The sequence below is a fragment of the Pseudomonas sp. CCOS 191 genome (genome assembly GCF_001007005.1).
GTDB lineage: Bacteria > Pseudomonadota > Gammaproteobacteria > Pseudomonadales > Pseudomonadaceae > Aquipseudomonas > Aquipseudomonas soli.
Genome location: NZ_LN847264.1, coordinates 822,133 through 840,382 on the forward strand (window position 1 = coordinate 822,133; position 18,250 = coordinate 840,382).

14 protein-coding genes and 1 pseudogene are annotated in these 18,250 nt (G+C 66.2%); 8 read left to right on the forward strand and 7 right to left on the reverse strand.

Annotation, left to right across the window (positions count from 1 at the left end):
• Positions 1-78: 78 nt before the first annotated feature.
• The 3 genes from CCOS191_RS03805 to CCOS191_RS03815 all read right to left on the reverse strand — a co-directional run bounded on the left by CCOS191_RS03805 (position 79) and on the right by CCOS191_RS03815 (position 5,863).
• Positions 79-1,836, reverse strand: a complete 1,758-nt coding sequence (locus CCOS191_RS03805) for a protein-disulfide reductase DsbD (protein ID WP_046854116.1) — start codon at positions 1,834-1,836, stop codon at positions 79-81.
• A 167-nt stretch (positions 1,837-2,003) separates the two neighbouring features.
• Positions 2,004-3,965, reverse strand: coding sequence for a methyl-accepting chemotaxis protein (locus CCOS191_RS03810; protein ID WP_046854117.1), 1,962 nt, complete (start codon positions 3,963-3,965; stop codon positions 2,004-2,006).
• A gap of 281 nt (positions 3,966-4,246) precedes the next feature.
• The gene (locus CCOS191_RS03815; protein ID WP_046854118.1) at positions 4,247-5,863 is read right to left on the reverse strand and encodes a diguanylate cyclase; all 1,617 of its coding nucleotides are present in this window, start codon (positions 5,861-5,863) and stop codon (positions 4,247-4,249) included.
• Positions 5,864-6,112: 249 nt separating this feature from the next.
• Here CCOS191_RS03815 and CCOS191_RS03820 point away from each other — a divergent pair, with 249 nt between their 5' ends.
• From CCOS191_RS03820 to speA, 4 genes are all read left to right on the forward strand, one after another.
• Positions 6,113-7,180 carry a DUF2333 family protein gene (locus CCOS191_RS03820; protein WP_046854119.1) on the forward strand — a complete coding sequence of 356 codons (1,068 nt, stop codon included), beginning with the start codon at positions 6,113-6,115 and terminating at the stop codon, positions 7,178-7,180.
• 1 nt (position 7,181) lies between these two features.
• Positions 7,182-7,718 (forward strand): NUDIX hydrolase, encoded by a 537-nt coding sequence (locus CCOS191_RS03825; RefSeq protein ID WP_046854120.1) that lies wholly within the window; start codon positions 7,182-7,184, stop codon positions 7,716-7,718.
• Between the two features lie 184 nt (positions 7,719-7,902).
• Complete coding sequence (locus tag CCOS191_RS03830; protein WP_023631654.1) at positions 7,903-8,274, forward strand: translation initiation factor Sui1; 372 nt, start codon at positions 7,903-7,905, stop codon at positions 8,272-8,274.
• A 152-nt stretch (positions 8,275-8,426) separates the two neighbouring features.
• Positions 8,427-10,340: an arginine decarboxylase gene (speA, locus tag CCOS191_RS03835; RefSeq protein ID WP_023631655.1), complete on the forward strand. Its 1,914-nt coding sequence runs from the start codon at positions 8,427-8,429 to the stop codon at positions 10,338-10,340.
• Positions 10,341-10,412: 72 nt separating this feature from the next.
• Here speA and CCOS191_RS03840 read toward each other — a convergent pair whose 3' ends face one another.
• A complete protein-coding gene (locus CCOS191_RS03840) occupies positions 10,413-11,300 on the reverse strand; it encodes a LysR substrate-binding domain-containing protein (protein WP_046854121.1) in 888 nt (295 codons plus the stop codon).
• Positions 11,301-11,378: 78 nt separating this feature from the next.
• Between CCOS191_RS03840 and CCOS191_RS03845 the strand changes: the two genes are divergently transcribed.
• Positions 11,379-12,143: a sulfite exporter TauE/SafE family protein gene (locus tag CCOS191_RS03845; protein ID WP_046854122.1), complete on the forward strand. Its 765-nt coding sequence runs from the start codon at positions 11,379-11,381 to the stop codon at positions 12,141-12,143.
• Here CCOS191_RS03845 and CCOS191_RS03850 read toward each other — a convergent pair.
• Positions 12,133-12,447: a putative quinol monooxygenase gene (locus CCOS191_RS03850; RefSeq protein WP_046854123.1), complete on the reverse strand. Its 315-nt coding sequence runs from the start codon at positions 12,445-12,447 to the stop codon at positions 12,133-12,135. The two genes, CCOS191_RS03845 and CCOS191_RS03850, sit on opposite strands and share 11 nt — an antisense overlap.
• Positions 12,448-12,605: 158 nt before the next feature.
• Here CCOS191_RS03850 and CCOS191_RS03855 point away from each other — a divergent pair, with 158 nt between their 5' ends.
• The 3 genes from CCOS191_RS03855 to ggt all read left to right on the forward strand — a co-directional run bounded on the left by CCOS191_RS03855 (position 12,606) and on the right by ggt (position 16,078).
• Positions 12,606-13,196 (forward strand): NAD(P)H-dependent oxidoreductase, encoded by a 591-nt coding sequence (locus tag CCOS191_RS03855; RefSeq protein WP_046854124.1) that lies wholly within the window; start codon positions 12,606-12,608, stop codon positions 13,194-13,196.
• 199 nt (positions 13,197-13,395) lie between these two features.
• Positions 13,396-14,292: a LysR family transcriptional regulator gene (locus tag CCOS191_RS03860; RefSeq protein WP_046854125.1), complete on the forward strand. Its 897-nt coding sequence runs from the start codon at positions 13,396-13,398 to the stop codon at positions 14,290-14,292.
• Between the two features lie 118 nt (positions 14,293-14,410).
• On the forward strand, positions 14,411-16,078 hold the full coding sequence (gene ggt / locus CCOS191_RS03865) for a gamma-glutamyltransferase (protein ID WP_046854126.1): 1,668 nt from the start codon (positions 14,411-14,413) through the stop codon (positions 16,076-16,078).
• A 154-nt stretch (positions 16,079-16,232) separates the two neighbouring features.
• Here ggt and CCOS191_RS28650 read toward each other — a convergent pair whose 3' ends face one another.
• Together CCOS191_RS28650 and CCOS191_RS28655 are read right to left on the reverse strand one after the other, a co-directional pair.
• Positions 16,233-17,096: a methyl-accepting chemotaxis protein gene (locus CCOS191_RS28650; protein WP_371041621.1), complete on the reverse strand. Its 864-nt coding sequence runs from the start codon at positions 17,094-17,096 to the stop codon at positions 16,233-16,235.
• Positions 17,097-17,135: 39 nt separating this feature from the next.
• Positions 17,136-18,017, reverse strand: a pseudogene (locus CCOS191_RS28655) (methyl-accepting chemotaxis protein); the annotation flags it as partial.
• Positions 18,018-18,250: the final 233 nt, after the last annotated feature.

The following is an 18,250-nucleotide window of genomic DNA, read 5'->3' on the forward strand; positions in this document are numbered from 1 at the left end:
CCGAGATTCACGCAAAGTATGTGACCGGATGATTAACTTTGGTCACTCGCCAGCGGATTTTTCAGAGGCTGCGGGAAGTTATAGACCGAGTTGGCCGCGCACGCGCGCCAGAACCTGGGCAAAATCGCCGGCGTTTATCTCGCCAATCACCCGATCGCTGGTCATTTCGCTGCCGTTCGCCGCAAAGAACATCAACGCGGACGGGCCGAACAGGCGGTAGCGGTCGAGCAGGGCGCGTTGTTGGGCATTGCTTTCGGTGATATCGAAGCGCAGCAGGCGGAAGGCGCCGAGTTGCGCCTCGACCTGCGGCGCGTTGAGCACCTCGTGCTCGATCACCTTGCAGCTGATGCACCAGTCGGCGTACCAGTCGAGCAGCACTGGCTGGCCGGCGGCCTTGGCTTCGGCCAGGGCGGCATCGAGGGCGGCGGGGCTGGTGATGGTCTGCCAGGCGTCGGCATTGGCCGCTGCGGGGCTGCCGGCCACGGTGGGCGGCGGCAGCGGGCGCAGTGGGTCGCCCTGGCCGCTCAGGGCGCCATACCAGCAGGCCAGGGCGTAGACCAGCAGCGCCAGGCCGAGCAATTGCGCCAGGCGCTGGCGCGGGGTTTTCACCACGAATTCCAGGGCGCCGAGGAACAGCGCCACGCCCGCGGCCAGCAGGCCGATCAGCAGCAGGGTGACAGGCCCTGGCAGCACGCGGCTGAGCAGGCCGATGGCCAGGCCCAGCAGCAACACGCCGATGGCGTTCTTCACCGTGTTCATCCACGGCCCGCTCTTGGGCAGCCAGGCGGCGCCACCGGTGGCGACCAGCAACAGCGGCGCGCCCATGCCCAGGCCCAGGGCAAACAGTTTCAGGGCGCCGCCCAGTGCGTCGCCGCTGGCGCTGATGTACAGCAGCGCACCGGCCAGCGGCGCCGACACGCAGGGCGAGACCAGCAGGCTGGAGAGCACGCCGAGTACCGCCGCGCCCAGTAGCGAGCCACCCTTGGTGCGGTGGGCGAGGCTGTCCAGGCGGCTGCTCAAAGCCTGCGGCAGCTTGAGGTCGAACAGGCCGAACATGGCCAGGGCGAACAGCACGAAGAACGCGGCGAACGGCACCAGCACCCAGGCCGACTGCAGGCGCGCCTGCAGGTTCAGGCCGGCGCCGAACAGGCCCATCAGGGCGCCGAGCACGGCGAAGCTCGCCGCCATCGGCAGCACGTAGGCCAGCGACAGAGACAGCCCGCGCAAGCCGCCGACCTGGCCGCGCAGCACCACTCCGGAGAGGATCGGCAGCATCGGCAGCACGCACGGTGTGAAGGTCAGGCCGACACCGGCGAGGAAGAACAGCAGCAGCGACTTCCAGCTCCAGCCCTGCTCGGCGCTTGCCGGCAGCGGCGCGCCTTGGCCATCGATGCTCAAGCGCGCGGTTTCCGGCGGATAGCACAGGCCCTTGTCGGCGCAGCCCTGGTAACCCACCAGCAGGGTGAAGGCGCGCGGGTCGTTGCGCGGCAGTTCGATGTCGAGCACGCCGTGGTACACCTCGACGTCGCCGAAGAACTCGTCGTGCTTGGCCTCGCCCTGGGGGATGTTCGGCGCGCCGAGCTTGATGTCCGCAGGCTCGGTGCGGAACTGGAAGCGGTGGCGGTAGAGGTAATAGCCGTCGGTGGCGATGAAGCGCAGCTTGACGGTCTGGGCGTCGGCCTCGATCAGGCTGAGCTTGAAGGCTTCGTGCACCGGCAGGAAGTCGGCGCTGTTGGACGCGGCGCCGAGGGTGGCGCTGGGGCGGTTGTCGAGCAGGCCGGTGGCGAACGCAGGGCTGGCCAGCAGCAGGAGCAACAGGAAAAACAGGCGGCGCATGGCGGACTCGCGAGGTGGAACGTGGCGGGCATGATAGCGGACTTGGCGAGGCTATGGGCCATCGCGGGGCAAGCCCGCTCCCACGCTGGCGATGCTTGCCAAACTGCTCCCGCCTACAAGATCAGCGTGTAGCATCAGCGTGGGAGCGGGCTTGCCCCGCGATGGCTTCAGAGCCGGAACGCCCGCACCGCCGTGTTCAACTCACCGCCCAGCTTGAGCAACTGTTCGCCCTGCTCACGCCCTTCGCCAATACGCTGCAGGTTGTCCTCGCCCAGCTCGTGGATGCGCTCGCTGTGATCACGAATCTCGCTCACCGCCCCGGTCTGCTGCGCGGTCACATCGGCGATGCGCACCGCAGTGTCGGAAATGGTGCGGATGGCGCTGACGATCGCGTCCAGCGCGCCATCGGCTGACTGTGCCTGGTTGGCCGTGGCCTCGGCGTGCTCCAGCTGGGTGCGCATGCCGTCCACCGAATCGCGGGCGGCTTGCTGCAGGCGGTCGATCAGCGCCTGGATCTCGCCGGTGGCGCCAGTGGTGCGCTGCGCCAGCGAGCGCACTTCGTCGGCCACCACGGCGAAGCCACGGCCCATCTCGCCGGCCCGGGCCGCTTCGATGGCGGCGTTGAGCGCCAGCAGGTTGGTCTGCTCGGCAATCGCGCGGATCACCGTGAGCACGCCACCGATGGTCGCCGACTCTTCCGCCAGTTGCTCGATCATCCGGGCGTTGCCCTGCACCTCGTCGACCAACGAACGCAGGCCGGAAAGGCTCTGGCCGATCACCGTCTGGCCCTGCTCCACGGCACGGCCGGCATCGCGGCTGGCCTCGGCGGCGGAGCTGGCATCGCCGGCCACCTGCTGGATGGTCGCCTCCAGCTCGCCCAGGGCGTCGCGGATCTGCGCGGTGTCGCCAGCCTGGCGTTCGGCGCCGTCGTGCAGGGCGCTGCTCATGCCGGCCAGGGCATGGCTGCTGCCGGCCACCTGTTCGGCGTTGTGACGGATGGTGCCGACCAGCTCCACCAGGTACTGGCGCAGGCGGTTCAGCGATTCCTGGATATCGTGCAGCTCGCGGTTGGTGCGGCCCAGGGCGATGGCTTGGGCGAAGTCGCCCTCGGCCCAGCGCGACAGCGCTGGCGCCAGGCTGGTGAGGGTGCGTGCCAGGCGGCGCTGCAGGGTATCGATGAGCAGGGCGATCAGCAGGATCAGGCCGATCATCAGGCCCTGGATCAGCCGTACCTCGCCAGCGATGGTGGCGTGCAGGCCGCGAACCTCGGGCTCGAGGCCGGCGATGGCCTGCTGTACCGCCTCCAGGCGCTCACCGGTGCTGGCGGCCAGGGTAGCGCGGCGCTCGATCTGTTCGCGGGTACGTTGCAGTTCGGCAGGGTAGCGGCCGAGCAGGCTGTGCAGCTCGCGCTTCAGGCCCACGGCGACGTCTTCCTGCTCGGCGCTGGCTTGCGACTCCAGGCCCATCATCGCGGCGAAGTCATCGGCATTGGATTCGGCGGCGCGGGTCACCCCCAGCAGTGGCAGGCCGTCGATGGCCTGGGCCTGGGCGGCGATCTGTTGCAGTTCGCGGTCCACTTCGTCGGCCAGCTCGGCGCGACCGCTGCTGACCAGCTTGTCGCGGGCCAGGGACAGGCGGCCCAGGTGCAACGAGGCTTCCAGCAGTGGCGTCAGGTAACGACTGGCGTCGGCGTTGCCGCTGTCACGGGCATAGCCGGCCAGTTGCTCGAGGTTTGCCCCGAGCTCCCGTTCGGCTTGCAGCAGCAAGGCCTGGGGATCGCCGGCCAGCTTGCCGGCGGCGAGCAGTTCGTTGGCGGTGAAGCCCTGCAGGCTGTCGAGGCTCGGGCGCAGCTTGGCCGACAGAGGCTCAGGCCAGTCGGCCAGGGCTGCCTGCAATTGCGTGTTGGCCTCCATGGCCGCCGCGTGGCGCAGGGCGTCGCCGCTGCCCAGGTAGGCCTGGATGTTGCGCACGGCATCGTTCTGGAACTGCTGGGACAGGCCCAGGTAGCGTTCCATCAGTTGATAGGGACGTTCCAGGGCGCGTTGCGACCACCACAGGGTCGCGCCCAGGGCAATACACACGGTCACCAGCAACAGGGTGTTGAAATTGGTCAGCCACTTCAGGCGCATAGCCGCGAACTTCCTGCGGAGGGGGAGTGGAGAAGTCGGGCCTGAAGTTATTGCGATTTTGTGACGGGGTGATGACGACGGCGGGTTGGCGCCATAAAAAAGTGGCACAGTGCCGGTATGAGGGGTATGGGCAACTGCTGTGCTTTTCCTGCGCCGGCCTCTCGCCGGCAAGCCGGCTCCCACACCGGGCGCGCCGCTCTCAGTCCAAGCGCCCTCCCTGTGGGAGCTGGCTTGCCAGCGATGAGGCCATTACCAGCGACGCAACGCTGATAGGGTTGGCGCTAGGGCTCGACCCGCACCACGCAGTTGCGCCCGGCGTGCTTGGCGCGGTACAGCGCCTCGTCCGCGGCGCTGGCCATGGTCAGCGCGTCGAGCTGCTCGTCCAGCTGCACCACCCCGGCGCTGAAGGTGCATTGCAGGTCGTGGGGCTGGGCCGGGTAATGGATCTCGGCAAAGCGTCGGCGGATTTCGTCGAGCACCTTGTGCGCCGCTTCCAGTCCGGTATTGGGCATGACGATGGCGAACTCTTCGCCACCGTAGCGGCCGATGAAGTCGGTCTTGCGCAGCCGTTGCTTGAGGAACAGCGCCAGGCTCTTGATCACCCGGTCGCCCATGGGGTGGCCGTGGCGGTCGTTGATCTTCTTGAAGTGGTCGATATCGAGCATGGCGAAGCTCAGGGGCTGCACCTCGCGGCGGGCGCGGAAGCTGCAATCCTCGAGCAGTTGCAGGATGTGGGTGTGGTTGTACAGCCCGGTGAGGCTGTCGCGCACCATCCGCGCCTTGAGGTGGCGGGCGCGCGCGGCGCGGTTGCGCACGGTGGTCACCAGGTGCCGCGAGCGGATCGGCTTGGTCAGGAAGTCGTCGCCGCCCTCGCTCATGGCGTCGAGCTGCTTGTCCAGGTCGTCCTCGGCCGACAGGTAGATGATCGGCACGCTGACGTAGCGGTCGTTGTGGCGGATCACCTTGGCCAGCTCCGGGCCGGTGCACGCGGGCATGTACATGTCGAGGATGATCAGGTCGGGCTGGAAGTCGGCCAGCTCGCTCATGGTGCGGATCGGCTCGGTGAGGGTGCGGGTAATGATCCCGGCGCTGTTGAGCGTTCGCTCGGTGTGCAGGGCCTGGGCCCGGGAGTCGTCGATCACCAGTACGCGGAACGGGTCGTACTGGGTGGCGCTGGTCAGCAGTTCGAGCTTCTCCAGCAGGCTGGAGGCGTCCAGGGTGCCGGTGAGGAACTCCTGGCCGCCGGCGCGCACCGCGGCCAGGCGGGTCGGCGTGTCGGTTTCATGCAGGCTGAAGAACAGCAGCGGCACCGGTTGTTCCAGGCCTTGCTGGGCCTGGGCCGCCAGTCGCAGGCCGATGCCGGCGCCGGTGAAGTCGACGTCCATGACGATCGCCGACGGCAGGCGCTCGCTCATCGACGCCTGGAACGCCTCGGCGCTGCACAGCGCCTGCACGCTCAGGCCAAAGAACTCCAGTTGCTGGGCCAGGCGTTCGGCGCGGTCGTGGTCTTGCAGCACGATGTACACCGGTTTGCGTAGCGGCGGCAGGGGTACATTGTCGAGCTGGTCGCCCTTGCGCAGGCCGGTGCGTGACAGGCGCTGCATCAGGCGGTTGAGTTCGCTGATCAGTTCCGAGTTGAGGCGCGCGCTGTTGGCTTCGATGGCGCGCAGGGTCTGGCCGATGGCCGTGGACAGGCTGCCATGCTCGGGCTGCTCGAAGCGTTCGGCATAGCGCTGCAGGCGCAGGTTGGCCTCGCACAGTTCGCCCAGGTCGCCGCTGGACCACTCGCCACGCTGCAGGCGCTGCCAGATCTCGAGGATCTGCCGGGCCTGGTGGATCACCCGCTGGGCAAAATGCTGCTTGAGGCGTTCGTGGCTCGGCTCGGCTGGCTGGGTCATGTCCTGACTACTTATGAGTGGGAGGGCGCAGGTTCAATGATGGCTCTATGCTAGCACTGCTTTTCCGACAAGCGAGTGCCTCGGGTCAACAAAGTGTTAAGGGACGGTAATTCAGTTGCTGACCTGTTGGTCGCTTATACGAATGGCGGCGTCTGCTTTATAGTGCTGCCACCTGGGTTTGTCGTGGCACCCTGGCCGAGGCCTGTGGTCCAAACCCTGAACCGTTCGTGACTGATTAAGGACAATGCCATGCTGGATTGGAAAAACCGCGAGGCCAAGGCCGAGCCCCGCGAGCGGGTCGAAACCCGCGGCGCCGCTACCCGTAGCTACGTTGGCGGCCTGTGGAGCCGTGCCCTGGGCACCCTGATCGGCCTCTACCTGCTGGTGTGCATCGGCCTGGGCTGGTACTGGAGCCAGGAGCCGGAGCTGTTCCCGGTGCAGCAGAACGCCCAGGCCGCCGCCGAGCGCAACGGCCAGCAGATGGTGGTCGGCTACACCACCATCGAAACCCTCAAGACCGTCGCCGGCACCCTGCTCGACAAGCCGGGTGGCTACATCTCCAACGACCGTTTCCCGCCAGGGCTGTGGATGGACAACATGCCGAGCTGGGAATACGGCGTGCTGGTCCAGGTGCGCGACCTGTCCCGCGCCCTGCGCAAGGACTTCGCCCGGTCGCAGTCGCAATCGACCGAGGACGCCGACCTGGCCAAGGCCGAGCCGCGCTTCAACTTCGACAACAAGAGCTGGATCCTGCCGTCGAGCGAGTCGGAGTTCGAAGAGGGCATCAAGTCGCTCAATCGCTACCAGGCGCGCCTGGCCAAGGGCGACCAGGGCGCGATCTTCTACACCCGCGCCGACAACCTGAACAACTGGCTGGGCGACGTCGCCACCCGCCTGGGCTCGCTGTCGCAGCGCCTGTCGGCCAGCGTCGGCCGGGTCAAGCTCAACAACACCCTGAAGACCGAGTCCGTGGCCCCGGGCCAGGCGCCACAGGTCGACGAGGAAGTGGTCGAGACCCCATGGCTGCAGATCGACAACGTGTTCTACGAAGCCCGTGGCCAGGCCTGGGCGCTGTCGCACCTGCTGCGCGCCATCGAGGTCGACTTCGCCGACGTGCTGGCGAAGAAGAACGCCACGGTCAGCGTGCGGCAGATCATCCGCGAGCTGGAAGCCTCGCAGGAAGCGCTGTGGAGCCCGATGGTGCTCAACGGCAGCGGTTTCGGCATGTGGGCCAACCACTCGCTGGTGATGGCCAACTACATCTCCCGGGCCAACGCCGCGGTCATCGACCTGCGCCAACTGCTGTCCCAGGGCTGAGATGCCGGTCAATCCTGCCGAGGTCGCGCACCGCGCGGCCTCCGACGCCGAGCTGGTGGCCTGGGTCGATGAGCATGACCAACTGCTCGGCGCCCTGCCACGGGCCGAATTGCGCGAGCGCGGCCTGATCGGGCGCTGCACCTTCATCCTGCTGTTCAACAGCGCGGGCGACTTGTGCGTGCACCGGCGCACCCTGAGCAAGGCGCTGTATCCCGGCTACTGGGATGTGGCGGCGGGGGGGATGGTCGGGGTGCAGGAGTCCTATGCCGAATCGGCGGCCCGGGAGCTGGCGGAGGAACTGGGGGTGAGCGGCGTCGAGCTGCGCTTCCACGAGACGTTCTACTTCGAGCAGCCGGGCAATCGCCTGTGGGGCGCGGTGTTTTCCGCGGTGTGGGACGGGGCGTTGCGCCTGCAGCCCGAGGAGGTCAGCGAGGCGCGGTTCATCGGTGTCGAGCAGGCCCTGGCGGAAAGTGCGACGCTGCCGTATTGCCCGGACTCGCTGGTGGCGTTGCAGCGCTATCAGGCTACCCCGCAATGAAGTCGCAAAACTTTCGTAAAATGGCGCAATCCTGTACTTAGCAACAGGCGGATTTATCGTTACACTGCGCGCCCTTTTCGGGCTGCCGCACAACCTTGCGGCAGTAGCGCCGCCCCTGCCAGAGTGGGGCATCGCGGTCGGCTCCCGCCGACCAGTTTTTTGTCCTCGGCACAGAGGAACAAAAGTGGCCAAGAAAGCTTCTTCCTTTTCCGCCCTGGGCGGTCTCGTCTTTTCCACCGATGCCGGTCGGCACTGTCCCGACTGCAGCAAACCGGTGGACGACTGTATCTGCAAGCAGCAGGTCATCCCCGAGGGGGATGGCATTGCCCGCGTGCGCCGTGAAAGCAAAGGCCGTGGCGGCAAGACCGTGACCACCATCACGGGCGTCCCCCTGGCCCTGGAACCGCTCAAGGAGCTCGCCAGCACGCTCAAGCGCCGCTGCGGCACCGGCGGCGCGCTCAAGGATGGGGTCATTGAAATCCAGGGCGATCACGTCGAGCTGTTGCTCGCCGAGCTGATCAAGCAGGGTTTCAAGGCGAAGAAATCCGGCGGCTGAGTGCAGCCGCGCGATTTTTTGCCCAGCGCTTTCTAAACTCGTTCCCGTGGGCAGGGTCTATGCCTGACACGGAAGAATCGTCATTTTCAGTATTTACACTGCCAGCGCCCCGAGGCGGGGCAGTGTTTCGACTTTTCATACAGGGGACTTGAATGTCCGTACGACGCACACGCAAAGACGATGGTAGCCAGTGGACCGTGGCCGACAGCCGCAGTGTTTATGGCATCCGCCATTGGGGCGCAGGTTATTTCGCCATCAATGACGCCGGGCGCGTCGAAGTGCGCCCCAACGGCCCGGACAGCGCGCCGATCGACCTCTTCGAACAGGTCCAGGAACTGCGCCAGAGCGGCCTGTCGCTGCCGCTGCTGGTGCGTTTCCCCGACATCCTGCAGGACCGCGTGCGCCAGCTGACCGGCGCCTTCGACGCCAACATCGCGCGCCTCGAGTACCAGAGCCAGTACACCGCCCTGTACCCGATCAAGGTCAACCAGCAGGAAGCGGTGGTCGAGAACATCATCGCCACCCAGAACGTCTCCATCGGCCTGGAAGCCGGCTCCAAGCCCGAGCTGCTGGCGGTGCTGGCGCTGGCGCCGAAGGGCGGCACCATCGTCTGCAACGGCTACAAGGACCGCGAGTTCATCCGCCTGGCGCTGATGGGCCAGAAGCTCGGCCACAACGTGTTCATCGTGATCGAGAAAGAGTCCGAGGTCGCCCTGGTGATCGAGGAGGCCGCGGAGCTCAAGGTCAAGCCACAGGTCGGCCTGCGCGTGCGCCTGTCGTCGCTGGCGTCGAGCAAGTGGGCCGACACCGGCGGCGAGAAATCCAAGTTCGGCCTGTCCGCCGCCCAGCTGATCTCGGTGGTGCAGCGTTTCCGTGACGCCGGGCTCGACCAGGGCATCCGCCTGCTGCACTTCCACATGGGCTCGCAGATCGCCAACCTGGCCGACTACCAGCACGGTTTCAAGGAAGCCATCCGCTACTACGGCGAATTGCGTGCCCTGGGCCTGCCGGTCGATCACATCGATGTCGGTGGCGGCCTGGGCGTCGACTACGACGGCACCCACTCGCGCAACGCCAGCTCGATCAACTACGACATGGATGACTACGCCGGCGTGGTGGTCGGGATGCTCAAGGAGTTCTGCGACGCGCAGGGCCTGCCGCACCCGCACATCTTCTCCGAGAGCGGCCGCTCGCTCACCGCGCACCACGCCATGCTGGTGATCCAGGTGACCGACGTCGAGAGCCACAACGACGAAGTGCCGACCATCGAAAACAAGGAAAGCCTGCCCGAGACCGTGCAGTGGCTGGCCGACCTGCTCGGCCCGACCGATATCGAGATGGTCACCGAGACCTACTGGCGCGCCACCCACTACATGGGCGACGTGGCCGCGCAGTACGCCGACGGCAAGCTGACCCTGGCCGAGAAAGCCCTGGCCGAGCAGTGCTACTTCGCCGTGTGCCGTCGCCTGCACAACTCGCTCAAGGCGCGTCAACGCTCGCACCGCCAGGTGCTGGACGAACTCAACGACAAGCTCGCCGACAAGTACATCTGCAACTTCTCGGTGTTCCAGAGCCTGCCCGACACCTGGGCCATCGGCCAGGTGCTGCCGATCATCCCGCTGCACCGCCTGGACGAAGAGCCGCTGCGCCGCGCTGTGCTGCAGGACCTGACCTGCGACTCCGACGGCAAGATCAACCAGTACGTCGACGAGCAGAGCATCGAGACCAGCATGCCGGTGCATGCGGTCAAGGAAGGCGAGGACTACCTGCTCGGCGTGTTCCTGGTCGGCGCCTACCAGGAGATCCTCGGCGACATGCACAACCTGTTCGGTGACACCGACTCGGTGAACATCTACCAGAACGCCGATGGCAGCGTGTACCACGCCGGTATCGAGACCCACGACACCATCGAGGACATGCTGCGCTACGTGCACCTGTCGCCGGAGGAGTTGATGACCCACTACCGCGACAAGGTCGCCAGCGCCAGGATCACCGCCCGCGAGCGTACCCAGTACCTCGACGCGCTGCGCCTGGGGCTGACCCGCTCCTCGTACCTGTCGTCCTGATCGTACCCAGGCCGCTGCGCGGCCCTTTGGCACACGGTTGCCGCCACGGGTGATCACCTGTGGCGGCAGCCTTCAGGCATTGTTGCCCAAGCGCTCGACAAGCAAAGCGGCGTAGCCAGGCAATGCACTGAAATCCCGCGAGCACAGCAACAAGCTGCGCTTCGCCCAGGCCTCCTGCAAGGCGACCCAGCGTAGCGGCAAGCTGTGCTCCCAGCGGCGCACCGAGGTCAACGGGACCACGGCCACCCCCGCGCCACCTCCGACCATCCTGATCACCCCATCGAATCCTTCGGCGCGAACGCGCACCTGCATTCGTTTGCCGAGACGCAGGGCCTGTTCCTCCAGATGCAGCGCGAGGGCGCTATCGGCACCCAGCCCCACATACCCATGGCCAAGGCTGGTGTTGAAGTCTGCCCGGTCGCTGGCCGCCAGCGGGTGCTCACGCGGCATCACCAGCACCAGCGGATCGTCGCGAAACGGTCGTGTCTGCAGCGTTGCGCAGGGCGCGGCATTCGAGACGATGCCCAGGTCCGCCATGCCCTGGCTGATCGCCTGGACGATATGCAGGCTGGGCAGTTCCTGGATATCCACGCTCACCCCCGGATGCTCGGCCAGGTAGCTGGCCAGCAGCTCCGGCAGGTACTCGGTCAGCGCCGCGGTGTTGCACAGCAGGCGCACCTGGCCTTGCAGGCCGTGGGCGTATTGCCCGAGGTCGAACTGCAGGCGCTCGACCTGCTGCGCGATCAGCCGCGCATGCTGCAGCAGGGCCTGGCCAGCGGGCGTGGGCAGCACGCCACGGCGGTTGCGTTCGAGCAAAGGAATGCCCAGCGAGGCTTCCATGGCGCGAATGCGCGCACTGGCCGCCGGCAGCGAGAGGTGGCTGCGCCGGGCGCCGGCGGTGATGTTGCCGCTTTCAAGGGTGTGCTGGAACAGCTTGAGGTCGATCAGGTCGAAATGCATCTGCCTCTGTCCTGGCAAGAGTCTGCCTGAGTATATGGCAGATTTTCAGCGCGCTGGCTGCGCGGCAGGATGGTGGCCATGAATACCTTCCTGGCGTTTTATCAGAACATCGGCCCGGCGCTGTCATTGCTGGTGATCCTGACCTTCTTCCTGGCCGGCGCGGTCAAGGGTGTCATCGGCCTGGGGTTGCCGACCGTCGCCATGGGCTTGCTCGGCCTGGCTATGGCGCCGGCGCAGGCAGCGGCGCTGCTGATCGTGCCATCGACCTTGACCAACCTCTGGCAGCTGGCGGCCGGCGGCCACCTGCTCGCGCTGCTGCGCCGCCTGGGCGGGATGCTGGCGATGATCTTCATCGGCACTCTACTGGGCAGCGTCTGGCTGGGGATCGACAGCGGTCCGTGGGCGGCCCATGGCCTGGGCGCTGCGTTGCTGGTCTATGCCCTCTATGGGCTGGTGGGCCCAGGGCTGCGCGTGGCGCCGGCCAGGGAGCCGTGGCTGGGGCCGCTCTGCGGGTTGCTCACGGGCGTGGTGACGGCCGCCACCGGCGTGTTCGTCATGCCCGCAGTACCCTACCTGCAGGGCCTGGGCCTGAGCCGCGACGAACTGGTCCAGGCGCTGGGCCTGTCGTTCACCGTCTCGACCCTGGCCCTGGCGGTCGGCCTGGCCGGGCAGGACGCCCTGGGTGGCCAGGCCCTGGGGGCTTCACTGCTGGTGCTGGCCCCGGCGTTGCTGGGCATGTTCGCCGGCCAGTGGCTGCGCGGACGGATCAGTGCAGCGCTGTTCAAGCGCTGCTTCTTCATCGGCCTTGCGCTGCTGGGCGGGCACCTGCTGGTCAACGGCTAGCGGACGAAGCACTGAGCATGTCGATCATCTGGATATCGAAATCGCGCTCCAGGTAATCCATGCGTTTTTCGAAGAACGCACGCATATGCGGCAGTGCCGAATGCACGTCCAGCGCGTCCTTGCTGGCCCACACCTCGAAAAACACGAACAGGCTCGGGTCTGCCTTGTCGCGCAGCATGTGGTACTCGATGCAGCCCGGTTCCTGGCGGCTTGGCTCCACGTAAGGACGGAACAGCTGTTCGAAGGCCTCGGCCTGCTCCGGGCGGGTCTTGGCTTTGAGGATGAAGGCGTATTGCTCAGTCATGGGGAAGCGCTCTGTAAGGGGAGTGAGCAAATTCTAAATCAACAATATGTTTACCATTCGTGATTTGCAGGCAAAAGAATTTTGCCCAGCCCTGGCTGTTTCCCCGGCGCCTGGTTGCCTAACCTGCCGGCAACTTCACTTACAGGGCTGACCCTCCCATGAAAAAGATTCTCCTGCTCAATGGCGGTAAACGCTTCGCCCATTCCGATGGCCGTCTCAACCAGACCCTGCACGATGCCGCACTGGCCCATCTGGACCGCGCCGGTTTCGATGTGCGGGAAACCTTCATCGACGGCGGCTACGACGTCCAGGCCGAGGTAGAGAAATTCCTCTGGGCGGATGTGGTGATCTACCAGATGCCCGGTTGGTGGATGGGCGCGCCATGGACCGTGAAGAAGTACATCGACGATGTATTCACCGCCGGCCACGGCAGCCTGTACGCCAACGATGGCCGTACTCGCTCCGACGCTTCGCAGAAGTACGGCAGCGGCGGCCTGGTGCAGGGCAAGCAATACATGCTGTCGCTGACCTGGAACGCGCCTCAGCAGGCGTTCGATGACCCCAGCGATTTCTTCGAGGGCAAGGGCGTGGACGCGGTGTACTTCCCGTTCCACAAGGCCAACCAGTTCCTCGGCATGACGGGCCTGCCGACCTACCTGGCCGTGGACGTGATGAAGCGCCCGGATGTGCCGGCGGCGCTGGCGGCTTATGAGCAGCATCTGGACCAGGTGTTTGGCAAGGCTCAATGACAGCGCGGCTCCAACTGTCTTGGTGTTCCTGCACGGGCCTCTCGCCGGCAAGCCGGCTCCCACAAGATGGCGCATGGCTCAAGGCTGAAGCGCACGGTGTGGGAGCCGGCTTGCCGGCGAAAGGGGCGCGTAGCGGCCCCTTGCGCGGTTGCTGCCCAACCGCTATGAATCACGGCATCCACCTGCCAAGGCCATCCGCGTGAAAACCCGATCCGAAGAACTCCAGGTATTTGTCGCCGTCATCGATAGCGGCTCGATCTCCGCCGCCGCGGAGCAGATTGGCCAGACGCCCTCCGCAGTCAGCCGCACCCTGTCGCGCCTGGAGGGCAAGCTCGGCACCACGCTGGTCAACCGCACCACGCGGCGCATGGACCTGACCGAGGAAGGGCGTTTCTTCCTGGAGCGCGCCCGGGCGATTCTCGAGCAGATGGACGACATGGAAGAGCGCCTGTCGCTGAACCGCCAGACCCCGACCGGACGCCTGCGCATCAACGCCGCCGCGCCGTTCATGCTGCACGCGATCCTGCCGTGGATCGGCGAGTTCCGTCAGCAGTACCCCGGCATCGAGCTGGAGCTGAACACCGACGACCTGATCATCGACCTGCTGGAGCAGAGCACCGACGTGGCCATCCGCATCGGCGAACTGGCCGACTCCAGCCTGCACGCCCGTTCGCTCGGCTGCAGCCCGGTGCAGGTGCTTGCCAGCCCCGACTACCTCGCCCGGCATGGCACGCCGCAGCGGGTCGAGGACCTCGAGGCCCATTGCCTGCTCGGCTTCAGCTCCCTCGAGTCGCTCAACCAGTGGCCACTGCGCCATGCCCAGGGCGACCGCTGGGCGATCCGCCCGCAGCTGGTCGCCTCGAGCGGCGAGACCCTGCGCCAACTGGCCATCGCCGGCGAGGGCATCGTCAGCCTGTCGCACTTCATGACCCACGAGGACATCCGCGCCGGCCGTCTGAACGTGATCCTCGCCGAGCACAACAATGGCTATCGCCAGCCGATCCACGCGGTCTACTACCGCAACACCCAGCTGGCCCTGCGCATCCAGTGCTTTCTCGATTTCATCCAGAAAAAACTGGCGGTCTACGCCTGCTGAGTTGCCTGAACGCGACAGGGTCTGCCCGTCGGCGGCGCGAAACGACCGGGGTGTTTGCTTAGTTTCAGGGCTTCGGCCTTAATGACTGATCAACAAAAACAACACCAAGGAAGTGCGCATGCGTAATGTCATGTTCCAGCCCCTGGCCCTCGGGGCCGCGATCCTGAGCTGCTCCTCTGCCTTTGCCGTGACGCTGGAAGGCGGCGCGGTGGCCGCGCCTGATCAATATGGCGCACAGGTGGCCGCCGACATCCTCAAGAAGGGCGGCAACGCGGTGGACGCCGCCGTCGCCACCGCCTTCACCCTGGCCGTGACCTACCCCGAGGCCGGCAACATCGGCGGCGGTGGCTTCATGACCCTGTTCGTCGACGGCAAGCCCTACTTCCTCGACTACCGCGAAGTGGCGCCCAAGGCCGCGACCAAGACCATGTACCTGGACGACAAGGGCGAGGTGATCGAGAACCTCAGCCTGGTCGGCGTGCGCGCGGCCGGTGTGCCGGGCACGGTGATGGGGCTGTGGGAGGCGCACCAGAAGTTCGGCAAGCTCAAGTGGAGCGAGCTGCTGACCCCGGCCATCGGCTATGCGCAGAACGGTTTCAAGATTGCCCAGAAGCAGTACCAGTACCGTGATGACGCCCAGGGCCTGTTCAAGACCGCGACCAACTTCAACGACTACTTTGGCAGCATGAAGGTCGGCGAGCTGTTCAAGCAGCCGGAGCTGGCGCAGACCCTCGAGCGCATTGCCGACAAGGGCGTCAGCGAGTTCTACCAGGGCAAGACCGCCGACTTGCTGGTGGCGCAGATGCAGGCCGACAAGGGCCTGATCAGCAAGGACGACCTCAAGGACTACAAGGCCGTGTGGCGCGACCCGATCGCCATCAACTGGCGCGGCAACGTGGTCTACACCGCGCCGCCGCCAAGCTCCGGCGGCGTCGCCCTGGCCCAACTGCTGGGCATCAAGGAAGACCGCGCGGCGGACTTCAAGGGCGTCGAGCACAACTCGGCCAAGTACATCCACCTGCTGGCCGAGATCGAGAAGCGCGTGTTTGCCGACCGCGCCGATTATCTCGGCGATCCGGCTTTCACCAAGGTCCCGGTCGACCAGCTGGTGGCCAAGGATTACCTGGCCAAGCGTGCCGCCCAGGTCAACCCGAACGCGATTTCCGCAACCGACCAGGTCAAGCCGGGGCTGGAGCCGCACCAGACCACGCACTTCTCCATCGTCGACAAGCAGGGCAACGCGGTGAGCAACACCTACACCCTCAACCTCGACTACGGCAGCGGCGTGGTGGTCAAGGGTGCGGGCTTCCTGCTCAACGACGAGATGGACGACTTCAGCGCCAAGCCGGGCGCGGCCAACGCCTTTGGTGTGGTCGGCGGCGACGCCAATGCCATCGCCCCGGGCAAGCGCATGCTCTCGTCGATGAGCCCGAGCCTGGTGGCGCGTGACGGCAGGGTGGTGCTGGTGCTGGGCACCCCGGGCGGTTCGCGGATCTTCACCTCGATCTTCCAGGTGATGAACAACCTGTACGACTTCGGCATGCCGCTGGAGAAGGCCGTGGCGGCGCAGCGCGTGCATCACCAGTTGCTGCCCAAGGACACCATCTACTTCGACAGCTATGCGCCGCTCAAGGGGCAGGTGGCCGACGACCTGAAGAAGATGGGCTACGTGCTGGAGGACCAGGGCTGGGAGATGGGTGACATCCAGGCGATCCGGGTGACCGGCGAGAAGCTGGAGACGGCGTCTGATCCGCGTGGGCGCGGGGTGGGGATGATCGTCAAGTAACAGCAGTCGGGGCTGCTGTGCAGCCCATCGCCGGCAAGCCGGCTCCCACAGGGATAGCGCTTGACTTGAAGGCAGCGCGGTCGGTGTGGGAGCCGGCTTGTCGTGGCGACGAACCGCGGCGATGGGCCGCGCAGCGGCCCCGTTGTTACCGGTGTCAGACGCGGAACTGGCTGACCAGGGTCTGCAGGTGGCCACCCAGGCGCGCCAGCTCGACGCTGGAGGCGGCGGTCTCGTCGCTGGCCGCGGCGGTCTGCTCCGACACGTCGCGCACGTTGAGGATGCTGCGGCTGATCTCTTCGGCCACGGCGCTCTGCTGCTCGGCGGCGGCGGCGATCTGCTGGTTCATCGACTGGATGTTCGACACCGTGCGGGTGATGCTTTCCAGCGAACCACCAGCCTTGCGCGCCAGCTCGACGCTGCTGTCGGTCAGGTTGCGGCTGCCGTTCATCACTTCGGCAACCTGCTGAGTGCCGTGCTGCAGGCTGGCGATCAGGCCTTCGATTTCCTCGGTGGACTGCTGGGTGCGCTGGGCCAGGCCACGCACCTCGTCGGCGACCACGGCGAAACCACGCCCGGCCTCACCGGCACGCGCTGCTTCGATGGCGGCGTTGAGCGCCAGCAGGTTGGTCTGCTCGGCCACCGACTTGATCACGTCCATGACGCTGCCGATCTTCTGGCTTTCCTGCTGCAGCAGGGTCATGGCCTCGGTGGAGCGGTGCACTTCGTGGGCCAGGCGCTCGATCTGGCTGATCGCTTCACCCACCACCTTGTCGCCGACACGGGCTTCGTCGTCGGCGTTGGTCGCAGCGTGGGAAGCTTGCTCAGCGTTGCGCGCGACTTCCTGCACGGTGGCGGCCATCTCGTGCATGGCGGTGGCCACCTGGTCGGTCTCGACCTTCTGGCTGTTGGCGCCGGCGCTGGTCTGCTCGGTCACCGCCGACAGCTCTTCGGCGGCGCTGGCGATCTGGGTCACGCCGTCGCGGATGCCGGTGATCAGGTCACGCAGGGTGGTGCCCATGCGTGCGATGCCTTGCTGCAGGGCGCCCAGTTCGTCGCGGCGGGTGACGCGCAGTTGCTGGGTGAGGTCGCCGCTGGCGATGCGGTTGACCACGTCCATGGTCTCGCGCAGCGGGCGGGTGATCTGGCGGGTGATGATGAACGCGGCGAGCACGCCAACCAGCAGCGCCAGCAGGGTAGCGGAAGTCTGCAGGCTGCGGGCCTGGACGCTTTCGTCGTCACGGCGCTCGATCTGGATCTTGTACAGCTCGTCGCTGCGCTTGACGATATCGGCGCCCTGCACGGTCATTTCGGCACGGGCCACGCCAATGGCGGCAGTGGCGTCGCGGAACTGACGCACGGCATCACGGTAGGCCAGCACGGCGCTTTCGAACTGCTGGATGCGCGAGGCTTCGGCCGGCAGCTGGCGCTTGAGACTGTCGATTTCGTTGAGGGCGTTTTCCAGCTGGCGCACGGCGGCCTGCTCGGCTTCGCTGGTCAGGTCGGCGATGTAGCTGCGCACGTCCAGGCGGACCTGTACCAGCTGCTGCTTGGCCTTGCTGATCAGCAGGTATTGGGCCAGGCGGCTGGCATCGCTTTCGCTGCTGGACAGCACGGCGCCGCTGATCGCTTCGATGGCGTCGTTGGCGCGGGCCGCGGCCTGGTTCATCGAGTCGCGGGCGGCGAGGGTGGTCTTGTAGCCCTGGCGCATCTTCTCCAGCGAAACCCGGTACTCGCTGATGCTCTGACCCTGCTCGCGCAGCAGCTTGAGGTTCTCGGGGCTCTTGAAGGTGTTGACCAGGTGCTGCTGCTGGCTGCCGAAGGCGTCGAGCTTGGCCTGGACGTTGGCTGCCGAGGCGTCGTCGCCGTTGGTCAGCATCCACTGCAGGCGGGCCACGCGCAGGTTGGTCAGGTCACTGTTGAGCTGGGTGATGTCGCTCATCCAGTTGCTGCGGTCGATAAGGCTGCCCAGGCTGTTCCAGCCGGTCAGGGCCAGCAGGCCGGTCAGGACCAGGACCAGGCCGAAGCCCAGGCCGAGTTTGAGGTTGACGCTGATATTGGCGAACCAACTGTTCATGCACGCTCTCCCAGAGAATGATTTCGCTCACTTGATCTCAAAAGCTGGGCGTTGTTGTTGTCAGATAGCCCGCAGATTTGTGTAGGACTTATCGGCAA

What these genes read in the sequence shown, in the direction of transcription:
- CCOS191_RS03820 (WP_046854119.1), top strand. Translation starts at nt 6,113, where the DNA reads ATGCTGGATTGGAAAAACCGCGAGGCCAAGGCCGAGCCCCGCGAGCGG.
- ggt (WP_046854126.1), top strand. Translation starts at nt 14,411, where the DNA reads ATGCGTAATGTCATGTTCCAGCCCCTGGCCCTCGGGGCCGCGATCCTG.
- CCOS191_RS03855 (WP_046854124.1), top strand. Translation starts at nt 12,606, where the DNA reads ATGAAAAAGATTCTCCTGCTCAATGGCGGTAAACGCTTCGCCCATTCC.
- CCOS191_RS03815 (WP_046854118.1), bottom strand. Translation starts at nt 5,863, where the DNA reads ATGACCCAGCCAGCCGAGCCGAGCCACGAACGCCTCAAGCAGCATTTT.
- CCOS191_RS28650 (WP_371041621.1), bottom strand. Translation starts at nt 17,096, where the DNA reads ATGGGCACCACCCTGCGTGACCTGATCACCGGCATCCGCGACGGCGTG.
- CCOS191_RS03845 (WP_046854122.1), top strand. Translation starts at nt 11,379, where the DNA reads ATGAATACCTTCCTGGCGTTTTATCAGAACATCGGCCCGGCGCTGTCA.
- CCOS191_RS03805 (WP_046854116.1), bottom strand. Translation starts at nt 1,836, where the DNA reads ATGCGCCGCCTGTTTTTCCTGTTGCTCCTGCTGCTGGCCAGCCCTGCG.
- speA (WP_023631655.1), top strand. Translation starts at nt 8,427, where the DNA reads ATGTCCGTACGACGCACACGCAAAGACGATGGTAGCCAGTGGACCGTG.
- CCOS191_RS03810 (WP_046854117.1), bottom strand. Translation starts at nt 3,965, where the DNA reads ATGCGCCTGAAGTGGCTGACCAATTTCAACACCCTGTTGCTGGTGACC.
- CCOS191_RS03850 (WP_046854123.1), bottom strand. Translation starts at nt 12,447, where the DNA reads ATGACTGAGCAATACGCCTTCATCCTCAAAGCCAAGACCCGCCCGGAG.
- CCOS191_RS03840 (WP_046854121.1), bottom strand. Translation starts at nt 11,300, where the DNA reads ATGCATTTCGACCTGATCGACCTCAAGCTGTTCCAGCACACCCTTGAA.
- CCOS191_RS03825 (WP_046854120.1), top strand. Translation starts at nt 7,182, where the DNA reads ATGCCGGTCAATCCTGCCGAGGTCGCGCACCGCGCGGCCTCCGACGCC.